Source organism: Allocoprococcus comes (genome assembly GCF_013300725.1).
Lineage (GTDB): Bacteria > Bacillota > Clostridia > Lachnospirales > Lachnospiraceae > Allocoprococcus > Allocoprococcus comes_A.
Genome location: NZ_JAAIMM010000017.1, coordinates 36,058 through 59,065 on the forward strand (window position 1 = coordinate 36,058; position 23,008 = coordinate 59,065).

Consider the following 23,008-nt stretch of genomic DNA (forward strand, 5'->3'; position numbering starts at 1 on the left):
TATTGAGAAGATAGTTTGTGTGCAGAAGATATGATTTCAACATACCTACAAAGCGAAATTCGCAGAATTTTCAGAAATAATTCAGAAAGACCACAGGAATTTGCTCTAGGTATCTGCATAAATTTATGTTATACTAATGGAATAGTAAGAAAGAAGAGGGTGATAATATGTCAGGATTTAAAGATGTCGTAGGACATAGCGAGATCATTCAGTATATACAGAACGCAGTTACAGAAGATAAAGTATCACATGCTTATATTCTGAACGGCGAGAAGGGATCTGGAAAGAAGATGCTTGCAGGTCTTTTTGCACAGACTCTGCAGTGCGAAAAGGGCGGAGCAGAACCGTGCTATGAGTGCCATTCGTGCAAGCAGGCAGTCAGCGGCAATCATCCGGATATTATCTGGGTAACGCATGAAAAGCCGAACAGCATCAGTGTAGATGATATCCGGGTTCAGATCAATGGGGATATTCAGGTGAAGCCTTATAATGGAAAATACAAGATTTACATTGTGCCGGATGCAGATATGATGACTGTACAGGCACAGAATGCTCTGCTGAAGACAATCGAAGAGCCACCTGCTTATGCGGTAATTCTGCTTCTTACAGAGAATGCGGACAGTCTGCTCCCAACGATCTGCTCAAGATGCGTTATGCTGAAGCTCCGCAACATTAAGGATCAGCTTGTGAAAAGGTATCTGATGGAGCAGCTTCAGGTTCCTGACTACAAGGCAGACGTGTGTACTGCATTTGCACAGGGCAATATTGGAAAAGCTGCTATGCTGGCAGGCTCTGAGCATTTTAATGAAATTAAAGATGAGGCAGTTCGTCTGCTGAAGAATATCGATACCATGGAACTCGGTGATCTGGTGGAAGCTGTGAAACGGATTTCCGCTTACAAGATTGAGATTACAGATTATCTGGACATCCTTATGATCTGGTATCGTGATGTGCTGATCTATAAAGCAACAATGAATATCGACAGACTGATTTTCGGTGAAGAGATCGACAGTATCAGGGAGCGTGCGAAAAAGAGCTCTTATGAAGGAATTGAGACAATTCTGGAAGCACTTGAGAAAGCAAAAGCGAGACTGCGCGCCAATGTCAACTTTGATCTTGTCATGGAACTTCTTCTGTTGACAATAAAGGAGAACTAGGGAATGACAAAAGTAATTGGAGTCCGTTTTCGGACTGCAGGAAAGATCTATTTTTTCTCACCGGGCAAATTTGAGGTGAAGCGTGGTGATCAGGTAATTGTAGAGACCGCGAGAGGAGTAGAATTCGGTAACGTTGTGATGGGACCGAAGGAAGTGAAGGATGAAGAGATCACCCAGCCTCTTAAGACTGTGATCCGCCTGGCGACAGAGGATGACCGCCGTGTAGAAGAAAAGAATCGCAAAAAAGAAAAAGAAGCATTTCAGATTTGTCTGGAAAAGATCCACAAGCATGGACTGGAGATGAAGCTGATCGATGCAGAATATACCTTTGACAACAATAAAGTGCTGTTTTACTTTACCGCAGACGGGAGAATTGATTTCCGTGAACTGGTAAAGGATCTGGCAGCGGTATTCCGTACCAGGATTGAACTTCGCCAGATCGGTGTAAGAGATGAGACGAAGATCCGCGGAGGAATCGGGATCTGTGGACGAGAGCTTTGCTGCCACACCTATCTGTCTGAGTTTGCACCGGTTTCGATCAAGATGGCAAAAGAACAGAATCTGTCCCTGAACCCGACTAAGATTTCAGGTGTATGTGGCAGACTGATGTGCTGTCTGACAAATGAGGAAGAGACATACGAGGAACTCAACAATAATCTTCCGTCTGTAGGTGAGTCGGTGACAACTCCGGAAGGACTGAAAGGTGAAGTACAGTCATTAAGCGTATTGCGTCAGCTTGTCAGGGTTATTGTAACTCTGGACAATGATGAGAAAGAAATCCGTGAATATCCGGCAGCTGACCTGAAGTTCAAACCGCGCCGCCGGAAAAAGGATGTGAAGCTTTCCAAACAGGAAATGAAAGAGCTTGCAGCTCTGGAGAAAGGTGAAGGAGCGTCAAAGTTAGATGACAAATAATCTTAAGCCGGGAGAACGGCTCGATGATTTACAGATAAAAGGCTATGAGATCATCCAGAGCCCGGGGCGGTTCTGCTTCGGAATGGATGCAGTGCTTTTAAGTGCCTTTGCCAAAGTAAAAGCGGGAGAATGCGTTCTTGATCTTGGAACAGGAACGGGAATTCTCCCGATTCTTTTGGCCGCAAAGACAAAAGGAAAGCATTTTACAGGGCTGGAGATCCAGGAAGAGAGCGCAGATATGGCGCGCCGGAGTGTCCGGCACAACCAGCTTGAGGAGCAGATCGACATTGTGACGGGAGATATCAAAGAAGCGTCACAGATATTTGGACATGGTTCCATGGATGTGATCACAACGAATCCGCCGTATATGATCGGTGGGCATGGGCTTGCCAATCCGGAGAGTGCCAAGGCGATCGCAAGGCATGAAGTTCTTTGTACATTGGATGATATTATCCGGGAAAGTGCGCGGACTTTAAAAGCCGGAGGCAGATTTTACATGGTACACAGACCGTTCCGGCTTGCCGAGATCCTGACGGTAATGTGCGAGGCGAAGCTGGAGCCGAAGCGGATGCGCTTGGTGTATCCATATGTGGATAAGGAGCCAAACATGGTTTTAATAGAGGGAATCCGTGGAGCCAAATCGCGGATGACCGTGGAGCCGCCGCTGATCGTTTATGAGAAAGATGGCAGTTATACACAGGAAATCCTGGAACATTACGGAATGACAGGGACTGGAAAGGAGTAACTATGGCAGGAACATTATATTTGTGCGCAACGCCGATCGGCAATCTGGAGGATATGACGTTCCGGGTGATCCGGACGCTGAAAGAGGTTGACCTGATCGCAGCGGAAGATACCAGGAACAGTATTAAACTGCTGAACCATTTTGAGATCAAAACACCGATGACCAGTTATCATGAATATAATAAGATAGACAAAGGACATGCTCTGGTGGAGAAACTTCTTGCAGGGACAAATATTGCACTGATCACCGATGCCGGCACACCGGGAATCTCAGATCCGGGTGAGGAACTGGTGAAAATGTGCTATGAAGCCGGAATTACGGTCACTTCCCTACCGGGAGCCGCTGCCTGCATTACGGCACTGACACTTTCCGGGCTTTCCACCAGAAGATTTGCATTTGAGGCATTTCTTCCAACTGACAAAAAGGAAAGGCAGGCAGTCCTGGGTGAGCTCGTAGATGAGACGAGAACGATGATCATTTATGAAGCACCGCACCGTCTGGTGAGAACCTTGAGAGAGCTTGGAGAAGTTCTTGGTGGGGACAGACATCTGACTGTGTGCCGGGAACTTACAAAAAAGCATGAAACTGCATTTCGCACCACATTTGCAGAGGCGGTTTCTTATTATGAGAGCAACGATCCGAAGGGTGAGTGCGTGCTTGTGATCGAAGGGAAGAGCCGGGAGAGCATTTTACAGGAAGAGCGCGCAAAATGGGAAGAAATGACGGTTCAGGAGCATATGGATTACTATATGAACCAGGGAATCGATAAGAAAGAAGCCATGAAAAAGGTGGCAAAGGACCGCGGAGTCGGAAAAAGGGATATTTATAAAGAACTGCTGTAAGGCTTTCGTCAATTTGTACACCTTCTTAAAAAATCTTTGTTCAACCCGGTCATAGACCGACGAAGTAAAAACAGATATACTTTATTTCAGAAACAAGAACAGCGACAGCGTATGTAAGAATCGCACAAAGATTTAGGAGGAAAAATAAATGGCAAGCTTATCATTAAAGCATATTAACAAAACATATCCGAACGGATTTGAAGCAGTTAAAGATTTCAACCTTGAAATTGAAGATAAAGAATTTATCATTTTTGTAGGACCATCCGGATGTGGTAAATCTACTACACTTCGTATGGTAGCAGGTCTGGAAGAGATCACAAGCGGTGAACTCAAGATTGGTGACAAAGTGGTAAATGATGTAGAACCAAAAGACAGAGATATCGCGATGGTATTCCAGAACTATGCTCTGTACCCACATATGACTGTATATGATAACATGGCATTCGGACTTAAATTAAGAAAAGTTCCGAAACCGGAGATTGATAAGATGGTTCGTGAAGCAGCTAAGATCCTTGACCTTGAACCACTGCTTGACCGTAAACCAAAAGCTCTTTCAGGTGGACAGAGACAGCGTGTTGCTATGGGACGTGCAATCGTTCGTAACCCGAAGGTATTCCTTATGGATGAACCGCTTTCCAACCTGGATGCTAAACTTCGTGGACAGATGCGTATCGAGATTTCCAAACTTCATCAGAGACTTGGTACAACAATCATCTACGTAACACATGACCAGACAGAAGCTATGACACTGGGAACCAGAATCGTAGTTATGAACGCAGGTGTTGTTCAGCAGGTAGATACACCACAGGTACTTTATGATACCCCATGCAACCTCTTCGTTGCAGGATTCATCGGATCACCACAGATGAACTTCCTTGATGCTGTATGCCAGAAGAAGGGTGACAAAGTTGTCCTCAAAGTTGGACCGGCTGATATTGAACTTCCACCGGCAAAAGCAAAGAAACTTATCGATGGAGGATATGAAGGAAAGACTGTTGTCCTTGGAATCCGTCCGGAAGATGTACATGATGAGCAGATGTTTATCACATCTTCACCGAATACAGTTATCCAGGCTAAGATCCGTGTATATGAAATGCTTGGTGCTGAAGTTTATCTCCACTTCGATTATGAAGGAGCTACCATGACAGCCCGTGTTGATCCTAGAACAACAGCAAGAACAGGGGATACTGTTACATTTGCATTCGATGCTGAAAAGATCCATGTATTCGACAAAGAGACAGAAAAGACAATCACAAACTAAGATGTGAAATTATTTACCGGAGTTTCCAAATGGAAGCTCCGGTTAAAAATTTTCTTGACAATAGGGCTGTTTGTGATATATAGTTACGTTAATAAAGGGGAGTAACCTACGCAAGGGAATCCGCGTTTGTGGTGTCGTCAGTACGGTGGAAGCATCCGGTGCCACAAGGAAATGGTGAGACTTTTATTGCATTATTTGTTGTGCAATAAGGGTTTCTTTTTTTATACATTTTTATCGGAAGAGAACTTCGTTGCATAAGAAATTCAGGAATGTGAATACTCAGAAACAGGAGGCAGAAAGGATGAAAGAAATTTATCAGTCATCGGTAAAAGAAGTGCTTGGACAGATGGGAAGCAGAGAAGAGGGACTTACGATAAAAGAAGTGGAAAAGTCCCGTGAAAAATGCGGATGGAATGAGCTTGCGGAGGGAAAGAAGAAAAGTGTGCTGCAGATTTTTCTGGAGCAGTACAAGGATTTCCTGGTGATTATCCTGATTGCATCAGCGATTATTTCAGGAATTTTAGGAGACGCAGAAAGTGCGGCGGTTATTTTGATCGTCATTACAATGAATGCAATTTTGGGAACCGTGCAGACGGTAAAAGCAGAGCAGTCGCTTCAGAGCCTGAAAAAGCTTTCAGGACCGGAGGCGAAGGTTCTCAGGAATGGTACGGTGACGCCGATTCCGGCAAGAGAACTGGTAGTTGGAGATGTGATCCTTCTGGAAGCCGGGGATTATGTTCCGGCAGACGGACGATTGATCGAGAACGCAAGTCTGAAAATTGATGAAAGTGCACTGACCGGGGAGAGTCTTGCGGTTGAGAAGAGCCTGGATGAAATTGAAGAGGAAGTGCCGCTTGGTGACCGGAACAATATGTTATTTTCCGGAAGCTTTGTAACTTACGGACGTGGAAGAGCCGTTGTGACAAGCGTAGGTATGCAGACAGAAGTCGGAAAGATTGCCGGACTTTTGAAATCAACCTCTGAAAAGCAGACTCCGCTTCAGGCGAATCTGGAAGAGTTCGGAAAGAAGCTCTCGGTTCTGATCCTGGTATTTTGCGGAATCTTATTTGGAATCAGTGTATTTCGTGGAGAAAATATCGGAAGCGCGTTTATGTTCGCAGTAGCGCTTGCAGTTGCAGCAATCCCGGAGGCATTAAGTTCAATTGTAACAATCGTTCTTTCTTTCGGAACGCAGAAGATGGCCAAGGAGCATGCGATCATTCGAAAACTGCAGGCGGTAGAAGGACTTGGAAGTGTCTCTGTGATCTGTTCGGATAAGACCGGAACTCTCACGCAGAATAAGATGACTGTTGAAGATTATTATATAGAAGGCAGAAGAATCCGGGCAGATGAGATCGATGTGGCAGATCCGGCACAGAGATTTCTGCTTGATTGCAGTATTTTATGTAACGATTCTACCAATGAAAATGGAGTTGAGATCGGAGATCCGACAGAGACAGCGCTGATCAATCTGGGAAGCCGCTATGGAGTGGAAGCTGCGGAAGTAAGAGAAAGTTATCCAAGGGAAGATGAGATTCCGTTTGACAGTGACCGGAAAATGATGTCGACGCTTCACCGGATAGACGGCGAAAACCGGATGATCGTCAAAGGTGCGGTTGACCGTCTCCTAGATCTGACAGACCGGATCTGGACGGAAAATGGAATACGTAAGATCACAAAAGAAGATAAAGAAAAGATTCAGATTCAGAATCAGGAATTTTCAATGGAAGGTCTTCGGGTGCTGGCATTTACTTGCCGGGAGATTCCGGAAGAACATCTGCTGACCGCAGAGGATGAGGATCATCTGGTATTTCTCGGAATGATCGCAATGATGGATCCGCCGAGGGAAGAGTCGAAAGCAGCAGTAGAAGAATGTATCAAGGCAGGCATCCGTCCGGTGATGATCACGGGAGACCATAAGATCACGGCAGCAGCGATCGCAAAACGGATCGGCATTTTAAAGGATTTATCCGAAGCCTGTGAGGGCGCGGAGATTGAAAATATGAGTGATGAAGAGCTGCGGGAATTTGTCCCGAAGATTTCTGTCTATGCAAGGGTTTCGCCGGAACATAAGATCCGGATCGTCCGTGCATGGCAGGAACGCGGAAATATTGTATCGATGACCGGTGACGGAGTCAACGATGCACCGGCTCTTAAGCAGGCAGATATAGGTGTTGCGATGGGAGTGACCGGAACAGAAGTTGCTAAAGATGCAGCGGCGATGGTACTTACAGACGATAATTTTGCCACAATTGTAAAAGCAGTGGAAAACGGACGAAACTTATACCGGAATATCAAGTACGCGATCCAGTTCCTGTTATCGGGAAATTTTGGCGCAATTCTCGCTGTTTTATATGCATCGATCGCAGGGCTTCCGGTTCCGTTTGCACCGGTTCATCTGCTTTTTATCAACCTGCTGACTGATAGTCTCCCGGCAATTGCACTGGGAGTAGAACCGCATACCAGTGATGTGATGAACGAGAAACCAAGACCGGCGGATGAGTCGATCCTGACAAAGGATTTCCTCGCGAAGATCGGACTGGAAGGCCTGGTGATCGGAGCAATGACCATGGTCAGTTTTCTGACTGGATATCATCAGGATGGTGCACTTCTTGGAAGTACTTATGCATTTGGAACACTTTGCCTGGCGCGGCTTTTCCATGGATACAACTGTAAATCCGACCGGCCGGTGATTTTTACAAAGCGGTTTTTCAATAATAAATGGATGCAGGGTGCATTTGTACTTGGCGCAGTCCTGATCACGGCAGTACTTACAGTTCCGGGACTGCATCAGGTGTTCAAAGTTGAAACATTGAACTTTGAACAGCTTGGAACTGTCTACCTGTATGCATTTGCCTGTTTTCCGATCATACAGCTTCTGAAGTGGGTACGTGGAAAATTATCTGAGTAACAATATGGGAAAATGCTTACCGGCTGTAAGGGGATTAACCATAAATATGTTGTAGTAGAATGGAGAAAATAGTGGATTTTAGTAAATTATCGATGAAAAAAATCCGGGAACTGATCGTATTTACAGCGCTGATCGTAGTTGCATTGTGGAAATTTGATGTGGTTCTGGGCGTGATCAGGGCGATATGGGGGATTGTTTTCCCCTTCGCTCTTGGCGGTGCGATCGCGTTTGTGATCAATGTTCCGATGAGCTTTCTGGAGAAAAAATTATTTGGAAAGGCAAAAGAGAAAGGAAGTAAGGTGGCAGGAAAGCTTGCAAGACCGGTCAGCCTTCTTCTTACGATCGTACTGGTAGTGGGTGTGATCGTGCTTGTCATGTTCGGTCTGATTCCGCAGCTTACGGAAACAATTGGAAGTCTGATGAACAGTATTGCAGATTTTATTCCGCAGATGCAGAGCTGGGTACGAGAATTTACACACAATAACCGGGAAATCATGGATCTTGTGAACCAGATGGAGTTCAATCCGAATAAGGCAATCCAGTGGGGGATGAGTATTCTCGGAAATGGTGCGGGAAATTTTATGAATACAACGATGACAGCGGTTGGCTCCATCGTCAGTGGAGTTACTACATTTTTTATTGCCTTTTCCTTTGCCTGCTATATCCTTTTCCAGAAAGAAAAACTGCATGTGCAGGTGAGAAAAGTGTTTTTCGCGTTTATTCCCAAACGAAAAGCAGAAGTGATTCTTGAAGTGTGTTCCCTGACCTACCGCACCTTTGCGAATTTCCTCGCCGGGCAGTGCCTGGAAGCCGTCATCCTCGGCAGTATGTTCGTCATCACATTAAGCATATTGAAGATGCCGTATGCTCTGCTGATCGGAATCATTATCGCCTTTACAGCCCTGATCCCGATCTTCGGAGCCTTCATCGGCTGCGCACTCGGCTGCCTCCTGATCTTCATGGTGAGCCCGAAACAGGCAATTCTTTTTATCCTTGTATTCCTGATCCTCCAGCAGATCGAAGGTAATCTGATCTACCCACACGTAGTCGGCAGCTCCGTAGGTCTTCCCTCCATCTGGGTTCTCGCTGCAGTCACCGTCGGCGGTAACCTCCTGGGAATCGTAGGAATGCTCATCTTCATCCCACTGGTGTCTGTACTCTACACCCTCTTCCGGGAATATGTGTATTTGAGATTGAAAAAACAACACATTAAACGGGTAACAAAAACCGAGGTAGAAGAATACACTCAGGAAGAAATAGAGAAAATGCAAGCCTTATACAAAAGCGAACACCCTGAGAAAACCTTTGAATAAAGAAATGGTTTCCTACATATAAATGTATCGAAAACCGCAGCAAAAGCCTGCAACTTTGAGATGGAATCTCAAAGAGCAGGCTTTTCTACTCCCCATTTATAGTTTGGCGGAAAAGTATGACTTGTAGAATGTCAGCCGGGCGGAAAATAAATTGTGTTCAAATTCAATTTTTTGTGCAATGGAGACGAAACTCAGGAATCGTGGAAGCCATTGCTGAACACGATTCCCGCCTTAAGAGGTTCGTCGGAATGGTTTGCACAATTTGAATTTGAACACAATTTATTTTCCACCCGGCGTCCCCTCTCCCAACATTTCCCCAACTCAGAAAGGAGAAAAAATGCTCAACTACCTGTGGTCGGGAATGATTCTTATAGGCATCCTTTTTGCCGCTTTCTCCGGCAAAATGCCGGACATCACCACCGCCGCCTTAGATTCCTCCAAAGAAGCAGTCACCCTCTGCATCACCATGATGGGCGTCATGTCCTTCTGGACCGGACTTATGGAAATCGCAGAAAAATCCGGCATCCTGAAAACGGCAGCCGTCCGCCTTTCCCCTCTGATCCATTTCCTGTTTCCGGAACTGCCAAAAGATCATCCGGCAGAAAAACCAATCGCGGCAAACATCATTGCAAATGTACTCGGACTTGGCTGGGCGGCAACTCCGGCAGGTCTTGAAGCAATGGAAGAGCTTCAGAAGCTGGAAGAAGACCGCCGACTTGGAAAAGTGGCAGGACCGGTAAGAAAAAGAGGCGTTGCGAGCAACGAAATGTGTACATTTCTGATTGTAAATATTTCTTCACTGCAGCTGATCCCGGTGTCGGTGATCGCCTACCGGAGCCAGTATGGAAGCGTGAATCCGACAGCGGTTGTGGGACCAGGGATTGTGGCAACGGCGGTCAGTACCGGGGCGGCAATTTTGTTTTGCAGGATAATGGACCGGAAAAGCTAGAATTTCTGTAGCTTTTTGTAACATACCTTGACTAAAGTACAAAAAAACGCTATAATCAATATCACGGCAAAGCTTTAAACCATTGAAGTTTAAACCGCTAAAGTTTAAAGCTGCAAAGCCAAAACGGAAAAAGTTTGTTCGAAAAGAACATAGATGGAGGTATGTTATTATGAAAGCAAGAAAAATTTTAGCTGTATCACTTACTGCAGCAATGACACTGGCACTGGCTGCCTGTGGCGGAAGCTCAAGTTCGTCAGACAAAGGAGCTTCTTCAAAAGAATCATCATCAGACAAGGTATACAAGATCGGTATCTGCCAGCAGCTTGAGCATGCAGCTCTTGATGAGGCTACCAAAGGATTTGAAGAAGCCTGTGAAGAAAAATTCGGAAAAGACAATGTCAAATTTGATCTTCAGAACGGACAGGGCGAGCAGGCAAACTGTGCAACAATCGTGAATAACTTCGTAGCAGACAATGATGATCTGATTCTTGCAAATGCAACAACTGCTCTTCAGTGTGCAGCAGCTGCAACAAGCACAATTCCGATCCTCGGAACTTCTGTTACAGATTACGCGACAGCACTGGATATTTCAGACTGGACAGGCGCAACAGGAATGAACATTTCAGGTACATGTGACCTTGCACCGATCGACGAACAGGAAGCAATGTTAAAAGAGCTTGTTCCGGACGCAAAGACAGTAGGAATCCTCTACTGTTCAGCAGAACCGAACTCAGCATATCAGGCTAAGAAGTTCGAAGAAGCACTCGACAAAGATGGAATCAAATACAAAGAATACACAGCAGCAGACTCTAATGAAATCCAGTCTGTAGTAACAAGCGCAGTAGATGACTGTGATGCAATCTATATTCCGACAGACAACACAATGGCAGCAAATACAGAAATAATCAACAACATCTGCCTTCCGGCAAAGATTCCGGTAATCGCAGGAGAACAGGGAATCTGCTCAGGCTGTGGTATCGCTACTCTTTCTATCAGCTACTACGATATCGGATACAGAGCTGGTGAAATGGCTTATGAAATCCTCGTAGAAGGAAAAGACATTTCAACCATGGAAATCGAAAGTGCACCAAAAGTTACAAAGATGTATAACAAGACAATCTGTGACGAACTTGGAATCACTGTTCCGGACGATTACGAAGCAATTGAGGAATAATAAGTATTAGAAAGAGGCAGAAATCATGTATTTAGCAGCTTTAGATCCGATGGCTCTTGTGCGCGCCCTTCCGGGAAATGTAGCGCAGGGGATCATCTGGGGAATTATGGCGCTTGGCGTTTATATCACCTTCCGTATTCTGGATTTTGCGGATCTGACGGTTGACGGATCGTTGGCTACAGGTGGAGCGGTTGCAGTTATGCTGATCCGCGGCGGTATGAATCCGGCACTGGCACTTCTTTTCGCATTTCTGGCAGGTATGGCAGCCGGATTTGTGACAGGTATTTTACATACGTTTTTTGGAATTCCGGGCATTCTGGCCAGTATTCTGACGCAGATCGGACTTTACTCGGTGAATCTCGGAATCATGGGAAAATCCAATCAGGCAGTCAATGTTATGCAGTATAAATTGGTTGCATCGCTTCGTTATGTGACCGGCGAAGGAAGTGAACTGTTTTTTGTAAAGCTGATCGTGGCAGCACTTATCCTGATCGCAATTATTTACTGGTTCTTTGGAACTGAGCTTGGCGCATCGATCCGTGCAACCGGATGTAACCCGCAGATGGCAAGTGCACAGGGAATTAATACAGGCTTTACAAAGGTTCTGGCGCTTATGATCTCTAACGGACTTGTGGGACTTTCCGGTGGAATTTACGCACAGTACCAGGGAGCTGCCGATGTCAATATGGGACGTGGTGCCATTGTAATCGGACTTGCAGCTGTTATCATCAGCGAAGTTATTTTTGGAAAATTCTGTGCAGGCAGAAAAGCAGCCTTTGCATTTACACTTGGAGCAATTTTTATCGGAGCGATTATTTACTATATTGTAATCGCACTGGTATTGTGGCTGAAGATGCCTTCTGATTATATGAAACTGTTCTCAGCGGTAGTGGTTGCATGCTTCCTTGCAGTTCCGTACATGAAGGGTAAATATTTTACAAAGAAACGGAGGACTGCATAATGGGATATATGTTGGAAATCCAGAATATTCATAAAACCTTTAATCCGGGAACGATCAACGAAAAGGTCGCACTTAACGGAGTGAATCTGAACCTCAATCCAGGTGATTTCGTGACTATCATCGGTGGAAATGGTGCAGGAAAATCTACCACACTGAATGCGATCGCAGGAGTCTGGCCCGTAGACGAAGGAAAGATCATTGTTGACGGAGTGGATATTACAAAGCTTTCAGAGCATAAAAGAGCACTTTATCTGGGAAGAGTTTTCCAGGATCCGATGACTGGAACGGCGGCAACCATGTCGATTGAAGAAAATATGGCGATCGCAGCCAGACGAGGTGAGCGCAGAGGTCTTGGATGGGGGATTACGAAAAAAGAGAGGGAACGCTATAAAGAAGCCCTGAAAGAACTTGATCTTGGACTGGAAGACCGTCTGAGCAGTAAAGTCGGACTTCTTTCTGGTGGACAGCGTCAGGCGATCACTCTTTTGATGGCGTCTCTTAAGAAGCCAAAGCTCTTACTTCTGGACGAGCATACTGCAGCACTTGACCCGAAAACTGCGGCGAAGGTACTTGCCATCTCTGATAAGATCATTCAGGAGCACCAGCTTACTGCAATGATGGTAACACATAATATGAAGGATGCCATCGCGCACGGCAACCGCCTGATCATGATGCATGAAGGAAAAATTATCTACGATGTATCAGGAGAAGAGAAGAAGAATCTGAAGGTTGCAGATCTGCTGGCGAAGTTTGAAGAAGTCAGTGGCGGCGAGTTTGCGAATGACCGGATGATGTTGTCGTAGAGAATATTTGAAAATGAAATAATAGTAGAAAACAGGAACGAGGTTTTACGATTGATGTAGAGCCTCGTTTTTTTGCACGTCTTGTTTAAATGTACTATTAAAAAACAGAGCAGATTCTAAAATACTATAAAATTATAGAGAATGCCTATTAGTAATGCAGGATAGAAATTATCAATTGGACTTATAAATAGAGTAGTAGTACAATGAAAAACGCAGCGACAATGTAGAATATAGATTGTCGACAATGGTATATTATTAGGAGGTTTACAATGAAGAAGAAAGTAATCAGCGCTTTACTTTGTGCAGCTATGGCAGTTTCTATGCTTGCCGGATGCGGCGGATCAAAGTCAGACAGCAAAAAAGCTGACAAGAGCGCAACAGAATCAACAAAAGCAGCAAGTGATACATTTACATTTGCAATCGGTGGGGACACAGGTAATACACTGAATCCGATTACTGCAGATGACAGATGGGGACTTATGACATGTCATATGGTTTATTCACCTGCGTACTATATTTACCAGGATGGAACAATGGACTGGATTCTTGCAGAAAGCATGGATGCGTCAGAAGATGGTAAAGTTTATACGATGAAGTTAAAAGAAGGATTAAAGTGGAGCGATGGAGAACCGTTAACAGCAGATGATATTGTATTTACTTTTAATTCTATTAACGATATGAAGCAAAATCTTTATGTGGGTGGGGAACCGATTAAAGTTGAGAAAGTAGATGATACTACAGTAACATTTACACTTGCAGAACCAAGTGCATCTGTAGTAGAACTTCTGTCTGCAGAGACATTTATTCTTCCAAAGCATATCTTTGAAGGAAAAGGAAGCTTTGACGTAAATATGCTTGAAGATCAAGTTGTTGGATCTGGTCCATACATGCTTGAAGAATATAAGACAGGTGAACATCTTAAATTTGTGAAGAATCCGAACTACGCAAACGGAGAAGCAAATATTGATACAATCGTATACAGAATTATTGAAAATTCTGATACAGCAAGTCTTGCACTTCAGAAACAGGAAGTAGATGCACTGAGCGTAACTGTTGATCAGGTAGACACATTTGAAGGTGATGACAACTTTACCGTTTCAAAATACAGTGAAGGTCGTGTTTCTTATCTGAGACTGAACTCTGTTGCACCGAGTATGAAAGACAAAGATTATCGTGAAGGAATCTTCAGAGCTCTTAATCGTGATGAAATCATGACTGCAGCATTTACAAGTGAAGATTATTACAAATTAGGATATACATTCCTTCCGTACTCAAGCAGCTATTACACAGAAGACGGAGTTGAAAAGTGGGATCAGGATGTAGATAAAGCTAAGAAGCTTACTGCAGACGGTGCAAAATCCTTAAAACTCTGCTATGTCGAAGAAAGTACAGAACAGAAAAATGAAGCACTTACAATCCAGGCTGAATTAAAAGCAGTTGGTATTGATGTTGAGTTATGTGGTGTGAACCAGGCCGCATACATGAGTGCAGCTTATGATCTGGAATGTACAGATTATGATATGTTCCTTGGAGCATACGTAATGGGTATCGACCCGGATACATTTGCACCGCTGTTTGATTCAACAAAAGATAATATGATGAACTTCCACAATGCAGACATTGATGCGAAATTCAGTGAAGCAGCTACAACTCTTGATGATTCTAAGAGAAAAGAGCTGTATAGCGAACTTCAGGTTCTGGTATCAGAAGAAGCACTTCAGTATCCAATGGGTACAAGCATGAAGACAGTTGTTACAACTGCCCGTGTTGGAGGACTTGATGATGCACAGTTCGTACCGATTTATACATTCGGAGATGTATCAAAATTAACTTTAAAATAATGGATGACGGGGAGGAGGGTTAATAAGCCTCCTCCCTTTTTCAGCAGAAACTACATTTGGAGGAAGAGGAATGAAATATATTGTAAAACGTATTTTACAGGCAATTCCATTACTGCTTATCATTACATTTATCTGCTTTATGCTGATCAATCTTGCGCCGTATGATGCAATTGATTCAATTACGACACCGGATATGACAAAACAGGAGATAGAGGCAAAGCGAGAAGCGTATGGACTAAATGATCCTGTAATTGTTCAGTATGGAAGATGGCTTGGGAATATCTGCCGGGGTGAATTTGGTTATTCACTGAGATCCAGAACAAGCATTTCTTATGATCTTAAGAGCAGAATCCCGTCTACGATCAAACTGGTGTTGCCGTCATATCTGACAGCATTTTTACTGGCAATCGTATTAGGGCTGGTTGCCGGAAGTCATAAGAATCAGTGGCAGGATAAGCTGATCGATGGAATCTGTTCCATCGGAATTGCGACACCGACTTTCTGGTTTGCGATGATCATCATGTTTTTCTTTGGTTATAAGCTAGAGCTGTTCCCTCTGATGGGAATGCATACGATTGGAAAAGAAGATTCTATTCTGGATTTTCTGCAGCATTTTATTATGCCGTATGTAGTTCTTACTGTTGGATTTATCCCAGATCTGACCAGATATGTGCGTGGCTCTACAATTGGGCAGCTGAAAGAAGATTATGTAATTGTGCAGAAGTCATTTGGCGCAAGCAAAGCAGAGATTTTGTTCAGGCATGTCAGCAAGAATGTCCTTCTTCCGCTGATTACCAAACTTGGTATGGCGCTTCCGATGCTTGTAACCGGAGCGGTTATTACAGAGACGATCTTCTCATGGCCGGGTATCGGACCTTACTTTGTAAGTGCAGTACAGGCAATGGATTATCCGATCGTTATGAGTATTCTTGTGCTTTCAGGAACCCTTGTTATTCTCGGAAATCTGTTATCGGATATTTTATATTGTGTGACAGATCCTCGAATTAAGTCAATGAAATAGAGGGGTGTAAAGATGAAAAAGAAGAACAGAAGACTTGAGAATGTAAAATATGAGTTTAAACATAATAAACTGGCTATTTTTGCGGCGATATATTTGATTGCAATTATTTTAGTCAGTATTTTTGTTGTATTCAGCAGTGTAGATCCGGATGCTCTTGACGTAGCGCATAAACTGCAGTCACCGTCATCTGCACACTGGTTTGGAACAGATGAGCTGGGACGGGATTATTTTATCCGTGTATTATACGGTGGACGTGTATCGCTGGTTGTTGGGGTACTGGCGATGCTGACTTCGATTATAATTGGTGTAACCGTTGGTATGGTAGCTGGCTATTTTGGTGGAATTGTGGATAATATTCTGATGCGTATTGTTGATGTGTTCAGTTCTATTCCATGGATCATTATGGTAACCGTTGTCGGACTGTTATTTAAGAAAGGTCTTGCATCTATTATTATTGTAATTGGTCTGTTCAGTTGGATGGAAATTGCCAGACTGGTGCGTTCGGAAGTGCTTTCTGCAAAAGAGAGGGAGTATGTGCAGTATGCAGATTTTATCGGAATTCCTTCAGGAAAGGTTATCATGTCACACGTATTTCCGACCGTATTTCCAACGATCATCACAGCAGCAACAGCACAGATCGCAAGTGCGATCATGGTAGAAAGTTCACTTAGCTTCCTGGGACTTGGTGTTGCGGCACCGATGTCCAGCTGGGGAAGTCTGCTCCAGAGCTCACAGCAGTATCTTCAGAAGGCACCTTATATGGCAGTTCTGCCGGGCATTCTGATCATTCTGACCGTGTATTCTTTCAATAAATTAGGGGATGTACTTCGTGTGTTTGTAGAACCGAGAATTACAGCAGGTGATAAAGATGAGTAAGAAGAATGTATTAAATGTAAAAAATATGAATGTTTCTTTTAAAAGTCATGGACAGGAAGTAAAGGCTGTAAGAGGAGTCAGCTTCAGCGTGGATCAGGGTGAAATCGTAGGTCTGGTTGGAGAATCCGGAAGTGGAAAATCTGTAACCATGAAAGCAGTTATGGGGATTCTGCCGGACAATGCAGAGAGAACTGCTGAGTCTATCCTTTTAAATGAAAGAGAATTAAAAGATCTGTCGGATGAAGAATGCAGAAAGGTTCGTGGAAAAGAGATGACCATGATTTTCCAGGATCCGATGACCGCACTGAATCCACTGAAGAAAATCGGAAGCCAGATCGAGGAAGTTATTATCCGGCAGAAAAAATGTTCTAAGAATGAAGCGAAAGAAAAAGCATTAGAAATGCTGAAGAAAGTAGGTATCCCGAATCCGGAAGTCAGACTTGGACAGTATCCACATGAATTTTCAGGCGGTATGCGCCAGAGAGTTCTGATCGCGATGGCACTTGCCTGTGAACCGGAGCTGCTGATCGCAGACGAACCGACGACAGCACTTGATGTTACGATTCAGGCGCAGATCCTGGATCTTTTACATGAACTGAAGGATGAATTCCATACTTCGATCATGCTGATCACACATGATATGGGTGTTGTAGCAACTGTCTGTAGTAAGGTTATCATTATGTATGGTGGCCTGGTGATGGAAAGCGGTACGGTTGAAGAAGTATTTTATGAACCAAAGCATCCATATACAAAGGCACTTCTGAAAGCAATTCCTTCACTGGATCTGAAAGAAGGCGAGCGCTTACAGTCTATTCCGGGACTTCCGCCGTCACTGATTGATCCTCCGAAAGGATGTCCGTTTGCAGAACGCTGTGAGTATGCAACTGAGAGATGTAAAAATGAGAAACCAGAGTATACCGAATTTACAGAAACACACAGAGCAATGTGCTTTTTAAATGAGTAAGGTGGGGAGATAGATGAATAAAGAAATATTAATATCTGCAACGGATTTGAAGAAGTATTTCCCGGTTCATAAATTTATGGGCGGTAAGCAGTATGTAAAAGCGGTAGACGGTGTAAGTCTTGAGATCAATAAAGGCGAAACTTTTGGTCTGGTTGGAGAATCAGGCTGTGGAAAATCAACACTGGAACGTACCCTGATCCGTATGTATGATATCACAGATGGAAAAGTAACCTATAAAGGAAAAGATATCACAAATGAAAAAGCAAAGAATCTGCAGTGGATGAAAGACGAAGTACAGATCATTTTCCAGGATCCGTATTCAGCTCTGAATCCATTCTGGAATGTTCGCGAAATTATCAATGAGCCGCTGAAAAAAGCAGGGATGAGTGCAGCAGAAGCGGAAGAAAGAACTGAGTATCTGTTAAATAAAGTTGGAATGTCAAAAGCAGATATGGATAAATTCCCGTATGAATTTTCCGGTGGACAAAGACAGAGAATCGGAATCGCAAGAGCACTTTCAGTTAATCCGGAATTCATCGTATGTGATGAGCCGATCGCAGCCCTGGACGTATCGATCCAGGCACAGGTTGTCAATATGTTGGAAGATCTGCAGAACGAATTTGGTCTGACGTATCTTTTTGCAGCACATGACCTTTCAATGGTACGCTACATCAGTACCCGAATCGGAGTTATGTATCTTGGAACATTGGTTGAGGTGGCAGAGAGCAATGAACTTTATACCAATCCGATGCATCCGTACACAAAGGCACTGCTTTCTGCAATTCCGATCGTGGATCCGTTAAAAGCAAGAGAACATAAAAGAATCCAGCTCAAAGGCGAGCTGCCAAGTCCGATGAATATCCCGGAGGGCTGTCGTTTTGTGACTCGTTGTCCATATGCGACAGAAGCCTGTAAAAACGGTGTCCCGAAACTCCAGGAGATTTCCAAAGGACATTCCGTTGCATGCCATAGGGCAAAAGAAATCTTGTAAAGAAAATTGACATAAAAGTGTAAAGATGCTAGTATAATAAATAGAAAAGGTGCTACCGATGACGGTTCGCCTGATATTATTTGGTTATTAAAAATAACCGCTCATGTTTTCTCAGGACGATGGGCGGTTATTTTTGCGTCTTGGAATCATGCTTTCCACGCACATACCCAAGACTGTAAAAAGTCGCACACAGTGAAATCACTGCAATAAGGTCAGTAATGGTCAGCATAAGCTAGTTCTCCTTTCCAAGATTTCTCAATTAAGAGATGATCTATGTAATCGGAGCTATGAACCCTCCGCACAAAGCGAACCGCCATTCACGTCAGTGTGAAATAGCACCTTGAACTTATGGTAACAAACATAAAGAAGAAAATCAATATAAAATAAAATGACAGAATTGTCTAATCCATCAATTGCAATTCATACAATTTCTTATACAACCCATCCTTCGCCAGCAGCTCCTGATGGGTTCCGGATTCTTTTATTTCCCCGTGATGCATCACAATAATTTTATCCGCATGCTGAATAGTAGAAAGTCGGTGTGCGACCATGATCGTAGTTCTTCCATCCATCAGCCGCGCAAGTGCCTGTGTGATCAGTGTCTCGGTTTCTGTATCGATGTTGGCAGTTGCTTCATCGAGAACAAGGATCTTCGGATCATAAGCAAGTGTCCGTGCGAAGGACAAAAGCTGGCGCTGCCCGGCAGATAGAGTACTTCCGCGCTCTGTGACCGGCTCATCATATCCGTGCGGCAGTTTCTGAATAAATGGATCTGCATTTACAATTTCGGCAGCCCGTCTGACATCGTCCGGTGAGATTGCTTCATTATTCAGCGAGATATTACTTTTGATGTCTCCGGTGAAGATGAAGACATCCTGCTGAACCTGACCAATCGCACCGCGGAGCACATCCAGATCAATTTCATGAATATCAATCCCATCAATCAGGATCTGTCCCTTCTGAATATCAAAATATCTTCCGATCAGATTTAAAATTGTAGATTTTCCTGCTCCGGTAGCGCCGACAAAAGCAGCTTTTTCACCCGGATGGATTACAAAACTTACATCTTTTAAAATATAATTTTCCTCTTCGTAGGCAAACCAGACATGGCGGAATTCAATTTCACCAAGAATATTGACCGGAGTCGGATCGGCCGGAGATACGATCTCTGGTTTTACATCAAGAACACTGAAAATCTTTTCTGCGGAAGCAATGGAAGACTGCAGGGTTCCAAGCTGTTCGGAAAGCTCCTGGATTGGCTCGAAAAAGGAGCTGATGTAGGTGATAAACACGAACAGGGTTCCGAGAGAAAGACTTCCATTTAACACAGAAAGGCTTCCGGTACGGATGACAAGGATCATGGCAATGATCGAAACCAGATAGATTGAAGGCCGGAAGATCGCAAAAGTCATGATCTCGCGGAAATTGGCACGGTACAGTTCCATAGATTTGCCTTCAAATTCACTGTATTTCTCTTTTTCACGTGCAAAGATCTGGATCAGCTTCATACCGGAAATATGTTCGGACAGGAAGGTGTTCAGCTCTGTGATTTTATTTCTTGTGATCTGGTAAGCTTTTCTGGAGAGATGCCGGAAAACAAAAGTCAGGATTGCAACCAGAGGTAAAAGCAGGAAGGATATACCTGCCATTTTCACATTAATTGAGAGCATGACAGCAGCGTAACCAATAATCTTTACAACGTTTTTAAAAAGTTTCACAAGAATGGTGGAAAACAGTTCGTTGACTGCTTCAGTATCGTTAGATACACGGGTTACGAGCTTGCCAACCGGTGTTGTATTGAAAAAAGAAAGTGACAGGCTGTGTATATGTGTAAATGTTTCTTCACGCAGTTTGTACACGATCTGCTGGCCCATCTTTTGCAAAAGCCAGGTGTCGGCAAGGTTCAGGAAAAATCCGCTAAAAAGCAGCAGAAGAAACAGGATTCCGGCTTTTAAGATCCCCTTAAAATCATTTTGTCTTAAAACCTTCAGATCATTGGAAGTAAGCTTCTGCGCACCTTCTCTGACATAATTTTTTAAAACAGATGTATCGGCATTTTGCAGTGCGGTACATTCAGATCGGGTGAGATTTTCTGCCATGTAATAGTGATCCTTCCAGAGAAAAATCTGATAAAAGGAAGCAGAATCCGCCGCGGATACCGCCTGGTCGCGCGACAGTACAAGGCCGTTCCAGTTTACAGCGTCCGGAGCGGAAACGTCGGCTTCTGCATACGGATGATAATAACCATTGATGTACTGGTCGATTGCATTTCCGACGATGATCGGGCGGTAAAGTTCCACAGCAATGATGAAGAGAACCAGGACAGTTGCCAGTGTCATTACCCATTTATGCGGTTTTAGATAACTTAAAAGTCGTTTCATCTTAGGGCTACCTCCTGTTCTCCAATGGAAGCTTCCAACTGTTGCTTTTCAAACATATCTTTATAAATGCCATTTTTCTGAATCAGTTCGGTGTGTGTTCCAAGCTCTTTCATTTCCCCATTTTCAAGTACCATGATCAGATCGGCATGCTGTACTGTGGAAATGCGGTGTGCGATCAGGATTGTTGTTTTCCCTTTACGATCGTCCCTGAGATTATGCAGGATATGTTCTTCCGTATCGGTGTCGACAGCGGAAAGGGAGTCATCAAGGATCAGGATCGGCGCATTTTTCATCAGGGCGCGGGCGATGGAGCTGCGCTGTTTCTGACCGCCGGAAAGCGTAACGCCACGTTCGCCGACGATCGTATCATAGTTGTCCGGAAAATTTGCAATATTATCGTGAATGCAGGCTGATTTTGCTGCGGCGATAATACGGCTCATATCCTGTGACTTTGTGCCGAATGCAATATTTGCTTTCAGAGTATCGGAAAAAAGAAAATTATCCTGTGGTACATAAGCAATATTTTCACGCAGAGTTTTCAGCGGAATTGTGTTGATATCATGGTCATCCAGATAAATCATGCCTGGCTCGGTGTTGTAAAGCCGGAGCAGAAGATTGACCAGAGTGGACTTTCCGTTGCCGGTGCGCCCGATGATGGCAAGGGTTGTCCCGGATGGGATGTCCAGATTGATATCATGCAGTACCGGAGAAGTATTGCCAAGGTGTGCAAAGGTCAGGTGATCAAAACGGATATCCCCGTGCAGGGTGTCTAAAGTCGTGACAGAAGCAGTATCTTTTACATTTGTCTGCGCTTCCAGAATTTCCTGTACACGGCGGATGGATGCAGTTCCCTGGGAAAACATGACAGCAGCTTCCGAACAGGCGAGCATCGGCCATACCAGCATATTGACATACTGATTGAAAGCTACGAAGCGTCCGAGCGTAATCTGTCCGATCAGGGCAAGGTACCCCCCATAAAGGAGTGAGGCAAGACTGGAAAATCCGATGATCACATCCAGAAGCGGGATCAGGATGGCTTCCAGCTTTGCGATGCGCATACTTTTATCCATGGTATCCTGGTTCTTTTTGGAAAAAGAAAGGATTTCTGCCTGCTTGCGGACAAAGGCCTTGATCACACGGATCCCGGAGAAGCTTTCCTGTACAAAGTCGGCAAGATTGGAAACACTGTCCTGACGTTCGGTGTAGAGGTCATCCAGTACCTTTCCGTAATGCATATAGCCGAGGCAGATAATGACCATCGGGATCAGTGCCAGAAGGGTCAGTTTTATATTGACATAATACATCATCTGGCAGACGACCAGGAGCGTCATGACTACGGAATCAAAGATGCAGATGACAGCAGGGCCAAGTGCCATGCGTACCGCATTTAAGTCACTGGTAAACCGGGTCATCAGATCACCTGTTTTGTGGCTGTTGTAGTATTCCACATCCATAGTTTCCAGATGGGAAAACATTTCATTACGCAGTTCACGCTCGATAATACGTGCGGTTCCAAAAAGAAAATAACGCCACAAAAAACGGCCGACTGCAAGCAGAAGACCAATCAGAAAGATTCCAAGAAGACAGGTACGAATGGAACTCCAGGTGATGCTGCGCGCGGTAAGACCGTCGGTAATGATACCGGTAAGTTTTGGAATAAATACACTTGCCGCATCTACAGCAAAAAGAGTAAGGATTCCAGCAATATAGCGATATTTGTATCGCCTGACATATTGCATGATAAAGGGCAGTGGTTTCATATCAATGCCTCCTGAAAATGATAAAATTTTTCTATATAAACTATTATAGAGGATAGAACCTGGGGTGTCAAAGATTCCGTCAAATAAACGGGAAATACTTTGTGAAACAGGGGAAATTTCGTGAAAACGACAATTGCAATTTA

General features: G+C 44.1%; 18 protein-coding genes. 16 read left to right on the forward strand and 2 right to left on the reverse strand.

Features of this window, described 5'->3' with window-relative positions; all coding sequences use genetic code 11:
- Positions 1 to 167 precede the first annotated feature (167 nt).
- The 16 genes from holB to G4407_RS10310 all read left to right on the forward strand — a co-directional run bounded on the left by holB (position 168) and on the right by G4407_RS10310 (position 18,724).
- A complete protein-coding gene (holB, locus tag G4407_RS10235; protein WP_055297374.1) occupies positions 168 to 1,157 on the forward strand; it encodes a DNA polymerase III subunit delta' in 990 nt (329 codons plus the stop codon).
- 3 nt (positions 1,158 to 1,160) lie between these two features.
- On the forward strand, positions 1,161 to 2,072 hold the full coding sequence (locus G4407_RS10240) for a PSP1 domain-containing protein (protein WP_173688815.1): 912 nt from the start codon (positions 1,161 to 1,163) through the stop codon (positions 2,070 to 2,072).
- Positions 2,062 to 2,817 carry a tRNA1(Val) (adenine(37)-N6)-methyltransferase gene (locus G4407_RS10245; protein ID WP_173688816.1) on the forward strand — a complete coding sequence of 252 codons (756 nt, stop codon included), beginning with the start codon at positions 2,062 to 2,064 and terminating at the stop codon, positions 2,815 to 2,817. The genes G4407_RS10240 and G4407_RS10245 overlap by 11 nt, the downstream gene beginning before the upstream one ends.
- A 2-nt stretch (positions 2,818 to 2,819) precedes the next feature.
- Complete coding sequence (rsmI, locus tag G4407_RS10250; protein WP_173688817.1) at positions 2,820 to 3,659, forward strand: 16S rRNA (cytidine(1402)-2'-O)-methyltransferase; 840 nt, start codon at positions 2,820 to 2,822, stop codon at positions 3,657 to 3,659.
- A gap of 148 nt (positions 3,660 to 3,807) precedes the next feature.
- On the forward strand, positions 3,808 to 4,920 hold the full coding sequence (locus G4407_RS10255) for an ABC transporter ATP-binding protein (RefSeq protein ID WP_117824646.1): 1,113 nt from the start codon (positions 3,808 to 3,810) through the stop codon (positions 4,918 to 4,920).
- A 301-nt stretch (positions 4,921 to 5,221) separates the two neighbouring features.
- Entirely contained in the window at positions 5,222 to 7,831 is a 2,610-nt protein-coding gene (locus G4407_RS10260) for a cation-translocating P-type ATPase (protein ID WP_173688818.1), read from the forward strand.
- 71 nt (positions 7,832 to 7,902) lie between these two features.
- Positions 7,903 to 9,144 carry an AI-2E family transporter gene (locus G4407_RS10265; protein WP_242860803.1) on the forward strand — a complete coding sequence of 414 codons (1,242 nt, stop codon included), beginning with the start codon at positions 7,903 to 7,905 and terminating at the stop codon, positions 9,142 to 9,144.
- A 337-nt stretch (positions 9,145 to 9,481) separates the two neighbouring features.
- A complete protein-coding gene (locus G4407_RS10270) occupies positions 9,482 to 10,093 on the forward strand; it encodes a hypothetical protein (protein ID WP_055248119.1) in 612 nt (203 codons plus the stop codon).
- Between the two features lie 169 nt (positions 10,094 to 10,262).
- Positions 10,263 to 11,267, forward strand: coding sequence for an ABC transporter substrate-binding protein (locus G4407_RS10275; RefSeq protein ID WP_055248121.1), 1,005 nt, complete (start codon positions 10,263 to 10,265; stop codon positions 11,265 to 11,267).
- Positions 11,268 to 11,292: 25 nt separating this feature from the next.
- Positions 11,293 to 12,228, forward strand: coding sequence for an ABC transporter permease (locus G4407_RS10280; RefSeq protein ID WP_055248123.1), 936 nt, complete (start codon positions 11,293 to 11,295; stop codon positions 12,226 to 12,228).
- 8 nt (positions 12,229 to 12,236) lie between these two features.
- On the forward strand, positions 12,237 to 13,031 hold the full coding sequence (locus G4407_RS10285) for an ABC transporter ATP-binding protein (RefSeq protein WP_172676597.1): 795 nt from the start codon (positions 12,237 to 12,239) through the stop codon (positions 13,029 to 13,031).
- Between the two features lie 269 nt (positions 13,032 to 13,300).
- On the forward strand, positions 13,301 to 14,872 hold the full coding sequence (locus G4407_RS10290) for an ABC transporter substrate-binding protein (protein WP_055248127.1): 1,572 nt from the start codon (positions 13,301 to 13,303) through the stop codon (positions 14,870 to 14,872).
- A 70-nt stretch (positions 14,873 to 14,942) separates the two neighbouring features.
- Complete coding sequence (locus G4407_RS10295) at positions 14,943 to 15,893, forward strand: ABC transporter permease (RefSeq protein WP_055248129.1); 951 nt, start codon at positions 14,943 to 14,945, stop codon at positions 15,891 to 15,893.
- A 12-nt stretch (positions 15,894 to 15,905) separates the two neighbouring features.
- The gene (locus G4407_RS10300; RefSeq protein WP_055248132.1) at positions 15,906 to 16,769 is read left to right on the forward strand and encodes an ABC transporter permease; all 864 of its coding nucleotides are present in this window, start codon (positions 15,906 to 15,908) and stop codon (positions 16,767 to 16,769) included.
- Entirely contained in the window at positions 16,762 to 17,733 is a 972-nt protein-coding gene (locus tag G4407_RS10305; RefSeq protein WP_055248134.1) for an ABC transporter ATP-binding protein, read from the forward strand. The genes G4407_RS10300 and G4407_RS10305 overlap by 8 nt, the downstream gene beginning before the upstream one ends.
- Before the next feature lie 13 nt (positions 17,734 to 17,746).
- Positions 17,747 to 18,724: an ABC transporter ATP-binding protein gene (locus tag G4407_RS10310; RefSeq protein WP_055248136.1), complete on the forward strand. Its 978-nt coding sequence runs from the start codon at positions 17,747 to 17,749 to the stop codon at positions 18,722 to 18,724.
- A 401-nt stretch (positions 18,725 to 19,125) separates the two neighbouring features.
- Here G4407_RS10310 and G4407_RS10315 read toward each other — a convergent pair whose 3' ends face one another.
- On the reverse strand, positions 19,126 to 21,105 hold the full coding sequence (locus G4407_RS10315) for an ABC transporter ATP-binding protein (RefSeq protein ID WP_173688819.1): 1,980 nt from the start codon (positions 21,103 to 21,105) through the stop codon (positions 19,126 to 19,128).
- Entirely contained in the window at positions 21,102 to 22,865 is a 1,764-nt protein-coding gene (locus tag G4407_RS10320) for an ABC transporter ATP-binding protein (RefSeq protein WP_173688820.1), read from the reverse strand. The genes G4407_RS10315 and G4407_RS10320 overlap by 4 nt, the downstream gene beginning before the upstream one ends.
- Positions 22,866 to 23,008 lie beyond the last annotated feature (143 nt).

Excerpts from the sequence above, each read along its gene's own strand:
- holB (WP_055297374.1), top strand. The coding sequence starts at position 168 with ATGTCAGGATTTAAAGATGTCGTAGGACATAGCGAGATCATTCAGTAT.
- G4407_RS10240 (WP_173688815.1), top strand. The coding sequence starts at position 1,161 with ATGACAAAAGTAATTGGAGTCCGTTTTCGGACTGCAGGAAAGATCTAT.
- G4407_RS10245 (WP_173688816.1), top strand. The coding sequence starts at position 2,062 with ATGACAAATAATCTTAAGCCGGGAGAACGGCTCGATGATTTACAGATA.
- rsmI (WP_173688817.1), top strand. The coding sequence starts at position 2,820 with ATGGCAGGAACATTATATTTGTGCGCAACGCCGATCGGCAATCTGGAG.
- G4407_RS10255 (WP_117824646.1), top strand. The coding sequence starts at position 3,808 with ATGGCAAGCTTATCATTAAAGCATATTAACAAAACATATCCGAACGGA.
- G4407_RS10260 (WP_173688818.1), top strand. The coding sequence starts at position 5,222 with ATGAAAGAAATTTATCAGTCATCGGTAAAAGAAGTGCTTGGACAGATG.
- G4407_RS10270 (WP_055248119.1), top strand. The coding sequence starts at position 9,482 with ATGCTCAACTACCTGTGGTCGGGAATGATTCTTATAGGCATCCTTTTT.
- G4407_RS10275 (WP_055248121.1), top strand. The coding sequence starts at position 10,263 with ATGAAAGCAAGAAAAATTTTAGCTGTATCACTTACTGCAGCAATGACA.
- G4407_RS10280 (WP_055248123.1), top strand. The coding sequence starts at position 11,293 with ATGTATTTAGCAGCTTTAGATCCGATGGCTCTTGTGCGCGCCCTTCCG.
- G4407_RS10285 (WP_172676597.1), top strand. The coding sequence starts at position 12,237 with ATGTTGGAAATCCAGAATATTCATAAAACCTTTAATCCGGGAACGATC.
- G4407_RS10290 (WP_055248127.1), top strand. The coding sequence starts at position 13,301 with ATGAAGAAGAAAGTAATCAGCGCTTTACTTTGTGCAGCTATGGCAGTT.
- G4407_RS10295 (WP_055248129.1), top strand. The coding sequence starts at position 14,943 with ATGAAATATATTGTAAAACGTATTTTACAGGCAATTCCATTACTGCTT.
- G4407_RS10300 (WP_055248132.1), top strand. The coding sequence starts at position 15,906 with ATGAAAAAGAAGAACAGAAGACTTGAGAATGTAAAATATGAGTTTAAA.
- G4407_RS10305 (WP_055248134.1), top strand. The coding sequence starts at position 16,762 with ATGAGTAAGAAGAATGTATTAAATGTAAAAAATATGAATGTTTCTTTT.
- G4407_RS10310 (WP_055248136.1), top strand. The coding sequence starts at position 17,747 with ATGAATAAAGAAATATTAATATCTGCAACGGATTTGAAGAAGTATTTC.
- G4407_RS10315 (WP_173688819.1), bottom strand. The coding sequence starts at position 21,105 with ATGAAACGACTTTTAAGTTATCTAAAACCGCATAAATGGGTAATGACA.
- G4407_RS10320 (WP_173688820.1), bottom strand. The coding sequence starts at position 22,865 with ATGAAACCACTGCCCTTTATCATGCAATATGTCAGGCGATACAAATAT.